This window comes from Lacisediminihabitans sp., from assembly GCF_036569425.1.
In the GTDB taxonomy this organism is placed as follows: Bacteria; Actinomycetota; Actinomycetes; order Actinomycetales; family Microbacteriaceae; genus Lacisediminihabitans.
Genome location: NZ_DATCQQ010000092.1, coordinates 64389 through 76152 on the forward strand (window position 1 = coordinate 64389; position 11764 = coordinate 76152).

Below are 11764 nucleotides of genomic sequence, written 5' to 3' on the forward strand. Positions count from 1 at the left end.
GCACTCGAGTGCGAGCCGTGCTTTCGTGACGCGTGTCGCGGGTCACGATCCGCGCGAATAGTGGGGCGGTTCGGCCTCTCATCACAGGTCGTTGCCTGCGTAGGACTGGTTGAAACTCTTGTTGGTCAACGGGAAGTCCGGAACAATGGTGTCCGCCAGTGCTGCGGGAAGTGCCGGCCAGTTGAAGAACGACGGGTCCACGATCTTGACTCTGCTCAGAGTGCCGGCTGCGGTGAGTTCTACCCGGTGCACTACGGTTCCGCGCCATCCCTCGACGAAGGAACTCCCACTTCCCTCCGACCGTGTGGTGACTGTCCGGCCGCGCCCGAGTGACCCCGCAAGCCGCTCAATCAAGTCGATGGATACCCTGGTTGAGACAGCAAACTCGCGCGCACGTATGAGATAGCGCGCGAGCACGTCGCCGGCCGTCTCCACGGGTACCTGAAACGAGTCGCCGAGGTCGACGAAGGGGAGGTCCCGTCGCGCATCGACGTCGATCCCGGAGGCCCGGGCGACATACCCGAGCGTGCCGAACCCCAGCGCCTGTTCGGCATGCAGAACCGAGGTGCCAGCGAAACGATCCCGGACAATCGGATGCGCGAGCGTAATGCCGACAAGTTCCTCGACCGCGTCCGCGATGCCGCGCAGCGTCGCCGGGTCGGGGAGCGATCGCACCCGCGCTCCGCCCACGCTCAGGCAACCACGGAGCAGCCGGTGACCCGCAACAGCATGGTTGATTCGCATGAGGGACTCTCGCAGGCGTTGCGCGTGGACGTTCGCGATGCCGAACCCGGCATCATTGGCCAACGCGCCAAGATCGGTGACGTGATTGTATAGCCGCTCGAGTTCGAGCAGGAGCGCCCGCACCAGTCGGTCGGGTGCGGGCACATCGATGCTCGACGCCGCCTCGACAGCCATCACGAACGCCAGCGAATGGCCGATCGACGTGTCGCCGGTGATCTGCTCCGCCAGTTCGATCGCGGCAGCAGGGGGTTGCCCTTCGAAGAGTTTTTCGATGCCGCGGTGGAGGAACCACAGCCTGGCCTCCATGCGGACGATCGTTTCGCCGACGACAGAGAACCGGAAGTGGCCCGGTTCGATGATGCCGGCGTGGATCGGGCCGACCGCGATTTCGTACACGCCGGCTCCCTCGACCTCGACAAAGGGAAATGAGGCGACGTCGGGACCGAAGACCGGAACAACCTGCGCATCACGGCGCATCGGGTGCCAGGAGTGCGGCCAGTGCGCATGCCGCAGCAGGCGGTGCGGCTGCGGATGTCCTTGTGGCAGAACGCCGTAGAGGTCGAACATCTCGCGTTCGAACTGCCCCGCGGAGTATGACACCTCGGCGAGGCTGGGGACCCAGGCATCGTCGGCGGGGATGGACACGACAATCTCGATCGGTTGCTCACGAATTCTCCCCGCAAAGAGGTACACGATTCGAAAGGCGTCGTCGTCTTCGTGGCACGCCACCAGGGCAAGGCGGTAGCCGTGCTCCAGGAGGGCGGATGCTTCGCGCACGAGTTCCGTGCGATCAACCTCGTGGGCGTTCGTTCCGGTGCCTTCGCTCACTATCGCGTCCGACTCAACGCCACAGCGGCATCCGATAGCACGGAGCCGATGGGTCCGGAGACGAAGGGAATGATCGCGCACCCCCCGAGCGCGAGAACCAGAGGCACTATCGGACCGTGCGGAGATCGATCGAGCGCCGACTCCGCGTGCGGGTCCGGCTGGTCGGCCGACCCGAACATCATGCCCACTGTCAACCGGGTTATTCCCGCGAAGATGACCAACATGAGTGCCAACGCCACCGCCATGATCACGCCCATCCCTGTGCCCCATCCGGCGAGTATGATGCCGACCTCGGAAAAGAAGATTCCGAACGGCGGGAAACCCACCAGGGCGACGATGCCGATCAACCACGGTACCGCCAGGCCCGGCCGGCGTGCGAGCAGGCTCCGCACGTCGGAGATGATCGGTGTGCCCTCGGCTGTGAGCAGTCTCCCGGCAAGTATGAAGAGGCTCGCCTTGATCAGACCGTGGCTGAGGATGTAGAGGAGCACCGCTGGCAGCGCTGTCGGGCCGACGGCAGCACCCAGCGCCATGACACCCATGTGTTCGATGCTCGAATAGGCGAGCATTCTCTTGTAGTCGCGCTGGCGCAAGAGCAGTGCCGCGGCAATCGCGAGTGAGAGCAGGCTCCCAGCGACCAGCAGTGCGCGCAGGAATTCCGCACCGATGACGGCATTCGCGACCGCCTGGATACGCAGGATCGAATAGAGCGCAACCGACAACAGGACTCCCGACATGAGGGCGGAAACAGGCGCAGGGGCCTGGCTGTGGGCATCGGGCAGCCAGCTGTGCATCGGGGCGAGGCCGGCCTTGGTTGCGAAGCCGAGCACCGCCAACGCCGCACCGACTCTTACCAACGCGGGATCCAGGTGCAGGTGCATCTGGGTTAGCGCCACCCATGACAGTGTCGGTGTGGAGGTGCCGGTGGAGGACGCATAGATCAGCACGATGCCGAGGAAGGCGATCGCCACACCGGCAGGGGCGAGGATCACGTATTTCCATGCCGCTTCGAGCGAACGCCGGGTGCGGTTGTGTCCGACCAGGAAGGCGGTAGCGATCGTGGTCGCCTCGATCGCAACCCACATCACTCCAAGGTTGTCGGCAAGTACCGCCAGCGACATCGCCGAAAGAAATACGCACACGAGCGCCGCGTACATGCCTCGCGGGGCCCCTCCGACCTCGGTGTGCACCGGGGCATCCGCCTCCCGGGGAGCCAGCCCACCCCACGTGGCCACGAGCCCCACCGCGCCGACGACCGCGAGCATGTAGGCAGAAAGAGTGTCTGCGCGCAGGATACCGGCGGATGAAAGCGGTGCGCTCCCCTGCCCCAGAAGCACAGCGACGATCCCCGAGCCCAGGATCGCGGCGCTGGAGACAACGCCGGAGAACCTCCGCACCCAGGACGCCACGCGGAAGAGCGCCCATGCCCCAAGCAGGAGTGGGAACGCGACGGGAACCAACAGGATGATGAACATCAGTCGCGCAACTCTCTCATTCGGCCGACATCGGTGTCACCGAACGTCGCGCGCATTTGTCGCGAGAACACCTGGAGAATCAGCGTCACGAGCAAGACGTCGAGCGACGCCCCGAATTCGAGCAGGATGGGCACACCACCCGAAATCAGGAACGCAACCGTTGCGATGCCATTGTCCAAAGCCAGGAAGCCGACAAGTTGGGAAATTGCGCGACGACGGGTCACCAGCACAAGGAAGCCGATAAGAACCATCGCCACTCCGACAGGCGCGGCGTGCGCGGCGGCGCTCGGGTTGGATGCGACCAACGGCCAGGTGACCGCGTAAGCCACCACGCCGAGCAACGCTGCCGCCACCAGAGTCGCAACAGGGTTCAGAAGGGGCGATTCGTCCTCGCTGTCAATCCGGACACGTGCCGTTCCAACCACCACCGGACGACGCGCCAGCACCCACGGCAGAACAAGCCCCTTGAGCACCAGGACCAGGAAGAACACCGGGACGAGTTCGACGTCCGCACGGTCAACTGCGACGACTGCGACGAGCGCGGCCAGCGCAAATCCCTGCACCGCGAGTGCGCGAATCGATGCGCGCTGCGACCGATGCCACACGGTCAGCACCGAGGTGAGCAGGAGTGCGCCCGCGCTCAACCCGATCAGTTCCGAAAACACGCTGTTCGACATCCGGACCTCTCAGGGGACCATGGCCGACACGGCCACTGCGAGGAAAGCCAGGACAAATGAACCGGCCAATAGTTCGGGAACGCGGAAGAGTCGCACCTTGGCCAGCAGAACTTCGCCAACGCTCAGCATGCCCCCGAGAACGAGCACTTTCAGGATCACAGCGGGCACCCCCACAACGACCTGCACGGGATCGGTCGTCGTCGCAACACCCCACGGGATGAGGAGGTTGCCGATCAAACCCAGAAGCACGGTCAGCTTCAGCCAGGAACCGAATTCCAGCCAGCCCAGGTCCCTTGCGGAGCTTTCGAGCAGCATCGATTCGTGCATCATCGTGAGTTCCAGGTGCGTGGACGGGTTGTCCACCGGGAGGCGTCCGGTCTCGGCCACCACGGCGATAATGAATGCCGCCATCGCGAGCAAGCCGACGGGGGACACGATGATCGACGGCGTTGCAAGTCGGGAATCGACGATGATCGCAAGATTGGAGCTGCCCGACGGAATGGAAAGGGCGTAGATCGCCAGAAGGAGCGTTGGCTCGACGAGAGCAAGAACTGTCATGTGCCGGCTTGAACCCATCCCTCCGAAGGCCGTTCCCGCATCGAGACCGACGAGGGCCAGCGCGACCGCCCCAATCAGCAGCACCGAGACCACGACGAAAAGGTCTCCGGGAATGAGCCGCCCCGCCACGGTGCTCACCAGCGGCAATAGCGCCGCGAGAACCACACTTGAGATGGTGAGAACCAGCGGGGCTACTCGAAGAATCCAGCTGCTGCCGAGCGCTCTCACCGGCTGCTTCATCAGCAGTTTGCGTATGTCTCGCCACGGCTGCCAGATTCCGGCGCCCGCGCGACCCTCCAGCCGAGCACGAACCTGACGGGTCACTCCGATCAGGACGGGTGCGAGCGCAGCGAAAAGCACGACCTGGATCAGGTCAACGATGACGGTCGCGAGAGTCACAGTACCGCCACGATCAGCACGATCAGGATCGCTGCAAACGAATACAGGAGGTACAGGTGGATGCTGCCGTTCTGGATGCTGCGGGCCCGAACGCCGAGACGGTCGGCGGCGGACAACACGGGACGGTAGAGGCGATGCTCGATCACGTCGGTCAGATTCTGGCTGAATTTGACCCGTTGCACCAGGTAGCGCGACTCGCCCGCGTGGGTGACCTCCACATCCCGGGACGGCTTCAGCACGTCATCGAACACTCTGACGACCGGTTCCGCATACGAGGTTGCCGTGTATTGCATCCGCGGTCGAGTGCGCTCGCCTCCGCCACCCCACACCGATGCGCCGAGACGTTGCGGATGCCGCATGGCCGAAGCAATGGTGACGGCAAGGACGGGAACCGCCACCACGGCTGCGAGAATGACCAGCGCGATCGGGTCCAGGAGTGCTCCGAGCCTTGGCAGGCTCACGCCAGCCATCCCGATCGTGTCGACGAAGCCGGCGCGGCGGGTGCCGTCCTCCGCAACGACCGAAGCGAGCACCGAAGCAAGCGGCCCCGGCATGAGCCCAAGGAGCACGACGATTGCCGCGGCGACAACGAGCACGACGCGCACCAGCGGGTGGGACTCGCGGGCTCCGGCCACCGCATCGGACCGGGGGCGGGCCAGGAATCCGATTCCGTACGACTTGACGAAGGTCAACACCGCGAGACCCGCGGTGAGCGCCACGACGGCCACCGCCAATGGCATAGCGATCGAAACGGTCACCGACACGGCAGCACCATTCAGTCGTGTGCCATGGACGAGGGACTGCAGCAACACCCATTCCGCTACGAACCCCGAGCTGATTGGCAATGCCGCTGCGCCAAGGCAACCGATGCCAAAGGCCGCAGCCGTCCACGGCATCCGCCGGGCGAGACCTCCCAGGTGGTCGAGGTTTCGCTTACCGGTGGCGTGCAGGACAGACCCTGCGCCGAGAAAGAGAGTCACCTTGAACGCGGCGTGACTGACGGTGAGGAGCAGGGCCGCAAGCAGCGAGGTCGCTGCAGTGGCGGTCAGACCGTACGCGCCAAGCAACACTGACGCCCCGATCGCGAGCCAAATCAAGCCAACGTTCTCCGTCGTCGAATATGCCAGCAAGACCTTGAGGTCGCTTGACACCGATGCCTGCAGAATCCCGTAGACGGCGGAGATGCCCCCGAGCGTCAGCAACACGATGCCCGACCACGCCGGCCCGCCGGGCAAGAACCGCACGCACACCACAAGGATGCCGTAGACGCCCATTTTCACCATCGCAGCGCTCATCGCAGCGGACACATGACTAGGCGCTTCCGGGTGGGCGCGCGGCAACCACACGTGCATCGGCACCAACCCCGCCTTGCTGCCAAAGCCGATGACGAACAGGACGAATGCAGTCAACGCCGCAGTGGAGGTGGGAGACACCCGGGCCAGCTCAGCAAACGTGGTTCCACCGGCCGCCGCCGCGAGCACGGCGAAACCCGCGAGGATGAACAGGAAGCTCAACTGCGACATCACCGAATACCAGACCGTGGCCGAACTGACGCGACGACGAGAGGCGTGCTCTGCAAGCAGGAGCACCGTTGAACCCAATGCCATCGCTTCCCACATGAGCAGGAACGACAGGGCGTCTGCGGCCGTGGGAACATACTGCATCCCCATCAGGAACACCGCCAAGGCGATCCACGCTGTGCGTGACGCTGAAGGACCGTGCACTGACACGATCCCGTAGAGCGACACGAGCACCCCGACTCCGGACGCGATCAGCATGAACAGGCCGCCGAGCCGGTCGGGTTCGAAGGTCAGAGGATCCAGCGGCACCGCGATCGGGACGACCAGCTTTCCGGTGCCCCCCGCCATCGCAAGCGCACCCGTGAAGACGCCCGCTGCACTCATCGCCGCACAGGAAACGCCACTGAGTATGGAACGGATGCGTACGTCAGGCAAGAATGCCGCGGCAATCGCAACGGCGGTCAGCGCCAACCCTGTCGCCAGACCCAAAGAGATTGGCGTCATCGTCCCGCGATCCGACGAAGAGCTGCCACAATTTCCGCCGGGTCTGGCGGACTGCCGGGGACTTCCAGGTCGACATCGACGAAATCGGACACGACGCCGGCAACGCCGTAGCCGCCCAAGAACGGGCCGCCCATGATGGCCGCGTCACCGACAGCTACAACGAACCGGGGCATCGGCGTCGCTTCCACCGTGCGCCGCAACGGCTCGACCATGTTCCTTGTGACCACCCCGGTAATCAGGAGCACGTCCGCGTGGCGAGGCGATGCCACCAGCCGCACACCGTATCGCTCAAGGTCGTAGACCGGTCCAAAAGCCGTCGAAATCTCCATCGCACAGTCCGTACCGCCGCCGAGATCCACGTAGCGAACATGCACGCTGCCGCGCAGCACCCGCGCGCCATCGCAGATTGTTCCCACCGGGGCCGGGACCGGCTCCGCGATCCGGCCGGTGCGGGCGATCAACCGGACCAATCGAGACGTGCTCACTGCGACGACCCGATGTCGATACGGGCGGCGGCATCCAGCCGATCCGCCTCCCCCATCGTCACCAGCAAATCGCGGGAGTCTTCCAGACTCGATACCAGCATCTGCTTGGCAACCGCGAGCAACTGCGACATTCGCGGGTCGCGGATCGAGTAGTAGACCATGGGACCCACCCGCCGGGTCACGACTAGACGAGCACGACGCAACACGCCCAACTGTTGGGAAAGGTGGGAGATTTCCATGCCCAGCGTTTCGGCAAGCACGCCCACCGAACTTTCAGCACTCATCAACTCTTCCAGGACCCGAACCCGTGCCGGGTGCGCGATCGCCCTGAACAGGTCGGCGGTCAGCTGTGCGACAGATACCTCTGCGGCGTCCATGCACTTCATAATATCGACAATTGATCGAAGTTTCAATTGACGCAGGCGCGATATGTGTCTGCCGGCGGGAGCCTGGCGTTCCTGTGCGTGCTGTTGCGTGGCAGTCGGCGACGACTTCGCGCAGACTGCACCGAAGCGGCCACGAGCGCGCACGCGCCGTCAACAGCACGGGCGCGGTGGGCTCCTCTTCCCGGTTCGTTGTCATGATCCAAGGATCGCACCAAGTCGCCTTGATATTGCGATATGATGAATTTATTAAGCCACTACGACATGGGGACAATTCGCCGTGAAACAACAGCCGCGCGACAGAAGCACCTGCGGACGGGTGTTCCCGATGGCGTCGAGCGTGTGTCCGCTGTGGAGTTCTCGTGATCGCAGCACTAAACGCGGTGGCCTCCCGGCGATGGACGCATCCGGAACCATGCGCCATGACGGTGGGGGCCGGGCGAAATTCAGCGGGGAGCTCGCCCGATGACGGCCGCCGATGCGCTCGACCCGCGGCTTATTGAAAACGTCAAACCGTGGAATCGTGACGGAATGGACCAATACTCGGACGCCCACCGCCCACTGTACGAAGTCAAGGCGAATCTATTCAAAGGCCTTGCCCATCCGGTTCGCGTGCGCGTTCTAGAGGTACTGTCTGCTTCCCCCACCGTATCGGTGACGGATTTACTTGCCGACACCGGGTTGGAAGCATCTCACCTGTCCCAGCACCTTTCCGTGCTCCGCCGGCACAACCTCGTCGTCGCCGAGCGGCGGGCCAGTCAAGTGTTCTACCGACTCGCGTATCCGGAGGTCGCCGATCTGCTTTCCGTGTCGCGGTCGCTCCTGGTCAAGATCCTTGAAAGAACTCAACAGCAATTGGTATCGACAGTGAATCTTCCCGACATAGCCATGCAGCGCGACACCGAGGTTGCTCCGGTGACCCCATGAAAGCAGCGGCTTACGTTCGTTCCCTCCTTCCCAGCTGGCAGGACTACCGTTCCGTGCGCCGAACGTGGCGTGGAGACCTTGTCGCGGGTGTCACCGTCGGGATCGTGGCTCTTCCGTTGGCGTTGGCGTTCGGAGTGAGCTCTGGCGCCGGTGCCGAGAGCGGTCTGATCACGGCGATCGTCGCCGGTGTCATCGCGGCCGTTTTTGGCGGCTCCAACATCCAGGTCTCGGGGCCAACCGGCGCCATGGTCGTGGTTCTCGGTCCCGTCGTCGCCGCGCATGGTGCAGGCGTTGTGGCAGTTGTGAGCTTGATAGCCGGGGCCGTTGTGGTTGTCGGCGGGGCGCTGAAACTCGGCCGTGTCGTTTCCTACATCCCCTGGCCTGTCATCGAAGGCTTCACCCTGGGGATTGCGGTGATCATCTTCCTCCAACAGGTGCCCGCGGCGATCGGGACAAAGCCTGGCCCGAGCAGCAACGCATTCCTGTCCGCCGTCCAATCGTTCGCGCAAGTGAACTGGTCCACCGTCATCTGGTCCGTCCTGGCGGTAGCCGCCGTGGCCGCCATCATGATGCTTGCCCCCCGCATTCATCGCCAGCTTCCCGGGTCCCTCATCGCCATCATCGTGGTCGCCGTGATCGCCACGGTCGCGAACCTGCCGCTTGCACGAATTGGAATCCTTCCCAACACGCTTCCCGCCCCATCCCTTCCGTCATTCGACATTCAGACCCTCACCACGCTCATCGGGTCGGCCCTCACCGTGGCCGCTCTCGCGGCGATCGAATCGCTCCTGTCGGCGCGAGTCGCCGCCTCGATATCGGACACCGGCCCGTATGACGCCGACCGCGAGCTCATCGGCCAAGGACTCGCCTCGATCGCGTCAGGACTCTTTGGGGGAATGCCAGCAACAGGCGCGATAGCACGCACCGCGGTGAACATCCGCTCCGGCGGTCGCACTCGTCTGGCCGCCATCGTGCACGCGATCGTGCTGCTCGCGGTCGTGTACCTGGCTACCGGTGTCGTCTCGCAGATCCCCCTGGCGGCCCTGTCCGGCGTGCTGATGGTCACTGCGGCGCGGATGATCTCAATTGCAACCGTTCGCAGCGTGGTCGGGTCAACCCGTTCCGACACGGTGGTATTCATCATCACCGCACTGATCACCGTCTCGTTCGACCTGATCGTGGCGGTCGGAATCGGCATTGGTGTTGCCGCGTTCTTCGCGCTGAGAACCCTCTCCAAATCCGGTGGCGTTCACCGTGAAGAGCTCCCCGCCCCCGCCCAGCCGGAGGACGAACACATCGCCCTGTTCCGTCTGGACGGTGCCCTATTCTTCGGCGCGGCCGACCGTATGCTCGACCGGGTCACTCGAATCAACAACGTCTCCGTCGTGATCATCCGCATGTCGCAGCTACAGGTTCTCGACGCCACTGGCGCCCGTGTCATCACCGAAATGATCCACGCCCTGGAACGCCGCGGAATCACAGTCCTGATTAAGGGCATCCAACCCCAGCACATGAAACTCGCAACCCGGGTCGGTGTGATCAGCACGCTTCGGCACCACAAACACCTGTTCATCGACCTCGAGGCCGCGATCGAGCATGCTCGCGACCACGTAGCGCGCGCCGCAGACGCGGCCATCGTGCAAGCCATGACCGAAACAAGTTCACGGCCGAAAGGGAACCCATGAATCTGACCACCGTTATCGACCGGATGATCGATCAGGCCCAGCAGAGCGACCCGCTTGACACCTACAGCATTCTTCTCGGCACCGCGCCCGCTACGGCCACCGAATGGGTGAAAGGCAAGAAGGTATATCGATGGTTCCCCGTGGCCCAAAGCCGGCTCATCCCCAACTATCTGGTCGTCCTCGCTCCCTCCCCAGACAACTACCGCACCGGGGATCTCCTCGAATTTCACGGCCGAATCGACAATGGGCAGATAACCACGTTCTCGGTGCGCCGTAACACGCTCACCATCCCCACGGTGACGGCAATGCCCGGGCCGCGCCGAACCGAGGCCGTGCTGTGACCACTCCCCTTCACACGGACGTGCCCCCTTCATCAACATCGCCTTCCGGCAAGGAGGTGCCGTCACTCCCCGGCTTGCCGGAAAACCTTGACAGCATGATGCATCCTCACATTGTGCGCCAGGGTCCGCGCGGGGTCTCGGTCATCGGGGATCGAGACCCGGCACTTCCACCTCGCCGCCTCAATTCGAAAAGACCACCCGGAACTATGCCGACCACTACTGCACCCAACCCGATGAGGGACCTCATCGACAAAATGATCGACCAGGCGAACGAGGACAATCTTCTCGCCGGATACGTCATCCTGATCGGTCACGCCCCCATGACAACCCGCGCCCATGACGATCTCGCCTGGCTCCATGGACACAAGACCTATCGCCACCTCAGCGTGGCGTGCAGCAGCGCCATCCCGTTTGAGGCGGTATTGCTATCCCCGGCCGCGGACAACTACCAGATCGGAGAGGTAAATGAGTATCGGGGCCTCGTCGACTCGGGGAAGATCACTCGAAACACCATCTATTTATGACCAGTACACGAGCGAGTCAATGGTGAAGACACATCAGGCCGCTCTTCGAGAGAATCCCGCCCAGAGCAGCTCACAGCCGCCATCACACAGCACGAATGCGGAACCTCGAACGGGACGAGATGTTCGAAGTCAGAATTCTTGGAGCGCGGCGGTGCGGTCGCCACCGACATCGCCGGTGTTCACGGTGCCTTTGGGTTCGAACAAGAGCGCTGACACTTCTTCGTCTGCGCGTGGGCAATGCTCGACGCCTGCGGGGACGACGAACACGTCGTCTGGGCCGAGGTGTACGTTCCGATCTCGGAGCTGGATGACGAGCTGCCCACTTCGGACCATGAAGAGTTCATCGGTGTCTGGATGAGTGTGCCAGACGAACTCGCCAAGGAGCTTCACAACTTTCACGTCGTAGTCGTTGATGCTCGTCAGGCGTCGAGGTTGCCAGTGCTCGGAAATAAGGTCAAGGGCATCAGCTACGTTACGAACTTCGTCTGTCATGCTCCAAGACTGTCAGAACGAGCAGCCAGCCATCGCCTGAACGACTCACAGACAAACCGCCTCCGGAGCACAGTGTCATCACCGATCCCTCAGCGGACGATCTCCCGTCCGGTTCAGCGCCTACTGCTGGTCGTCGAACACAGTTTGAAGGAAATCGTCCACGACTGCGTTGGCCTCGGTCGGGCGCTCGAGGAGGAGGAAGTGGCCGGCCGCATCGACGCG

Annotated in this window: 12 protein-coding genes; 4 read left to right on the forward strand and 8 right to left on the reverse strand. The window is 63.5% G+C overall.

Annotation, left to right across the window (positions count from 1 at the left end; all coding sequences use genetic code 11):
* Nucleotides 1–81: 81 nt before the first annotated feature.
* Genes VIM54_RS15710 through VIM54_RS15740 form a run of 7 tightly spaced genes read right to left on the reverse strand, consistent with a single transcriptional unit; the run spans nucleotide 82 to nucleotide 7567 of the window.
* Nucleotides 82–1653, reverse strand: a complete 1572-nt coding sequence (locus VIM54_RS15710) for an NADH-quinone oxidoreductase subunit C (RefSeq protein WP_331902691.1) — start codon at nucleotides 1651–1653, stop codon at nucleotides 82–84.
* A complete protein-coding gene (locus tag VIM54_RS15715) occupies nucleotides 1572–3047 on the reverse strand; it encodes a proton-conducting transporter membrane subunit (RefSeq protein ID WP_331902681.1) in 1476 nt (491 codons plus the stop codon). Before VIM54_RS15715 ends, VIM54_RS15710 begins: the two co-directional genes overlap by 82 nt.
* A complete protein-coding gene (locus tag VIM54_RS15720; protein ID WP_331902682.1) occupies nucleotides 3047–3724 on the reverse strand; it encodes a hypothetical protein in 678 nt (225 codons plus the stop codon). The genes VIM54_RS15715 and VIM54_RS15720 overlap by 1 nt, the downstream gene beginning before the upstream one ends.
* Before the next feature lie 9 nt (nucleotides 3725–3733).
* Complete coding sequence (locus tag VIM54_RS15725) at nucleotides 3734–4681, reverse strand: respiratory chain complex I subunit 1 family protein (RefSeq protein ID WP_331902683.1); 948 nt, start codon at nucleotides 4679–4681, stop codon at nucleotides 3734–3736.
* Nucleotides 4678–6705 carry a proton-conducting transporter membrane subunit gene (locus VIM54_RS15730; RefSeq protein ID WP_331902684.1) on the reverse strand — a complete coding sequence of 676 codons (2028 nt, stop codon included), beginning with the start codon at nucleotides 6703–6705 and terminating at the stop codon, nucleotides 4678–4680. Before VIM54_RS15730 ends, VIM54_RS15725 begins: the two co-directional genes overlap by 4 nt.
* Complete coding sequence (locus VIM54_RS15735) at nucleotides 6702–7166, reverse strand: oxidoreductase (RefSeq protein WP_331902685.1); 465 nt, start codon at nucleotides 7164–7166, stop codon at nucleotides 6702–6704. Before VIM54_RS15735 ends, VIM54_RS15730 begins: the two co-directional genes overlap by 4 nt.
* A gap of 20 nt (nucleotides 7167–7186) precedes the next feature.
* Nucleotides 7187–7567, reverse strand: coding sequence for a metalloregulator ArsR/SmtB family transcription factor (locus tag VIM54_RS15740; protein WP_331902686.1), 381 nt, complete (start codon nucleotides 7565–7567; stop codon nucleotides 7187–7189).
* Nucleotides 7568–8104: 537 nt separating this feature from the next.
* Here VIM54_RS15740 and VIM54_RS15745 point away from each other — a divergent pair.
* The 4 genes from VIM54_RS15745 (at nucleotide 8105) to VIM54_RS15760 (ending at nucleotide 11050) form a co-directional block, all read left to right on the forward strand.
* A complete protein-coding gene (locus VIM54_RS15745) occupies nucleotides 8105–8500 on the forward strand; it encodes a metalloregulator ArsR/SmtB family transcription factor (RefSeq protein ID WP_331902692.1) in 396 nt (131 codons plus the stop codon).
* Nucleotides 8497–10185 carry a SulP family inorganic anion transporter gene (locus VIM54_RS15750; protein WP_331902687.1) on the forward strand — a complete coding sequence of 563 codons (1689 nt, stop codon included), beginning with the start codon at nucleotides 8497–8499 and terminating at the stop codon, nucleotides 10183–10185. Before VIM54_RS15745 ends, VIM54_RS15750 begins: the two co-directional genes overlap by 4 nt.
* Nucleotides 10182–10526, forward strand: coding sequence for a hypothetical protein (locus VIM54_RS15755; protein WP_331902688.1), 345 nt, complete (start codon nucleotides 10182–10184; stop codon nucleotides 10524–10526). Before VIM54_RS15750 ends, VIM54_RS15755 begins: the two co-directional genes overlap by 4 nt.
* Before the next feature lie 233 nt (nucleotides 10527–10759).
* Complete coding sequence (locus tag VIM54_RS15760) at nucleotides 10760–11050, forward strand: hypothetical protein (RefSeq protein WP_331902689.1); 291 nt, start codon at nucleotides 10760–10762, stop codon at nucleotides 11048–11050.
* A 129-nt stretch (nucleotides 11051–11179) separates the two neighbouring features.
* On the opposite strand, the gene VIM54_RS15765 is transcribed toward VIM54_RS15760, so the two are convergent.
* Nucleotides 11180–11542, reverse strand: coding sequence for a cupin domain-containing protein (locus VIM54_RS15765; RefSeq protein WP_331902690.1), 363 nt, complete (start codon nucleotides 11540–11542; stop codon nucleotides 11180–11182).
* Nucleotides 11543–11764 lie beyond the last annotated feature (222 nt).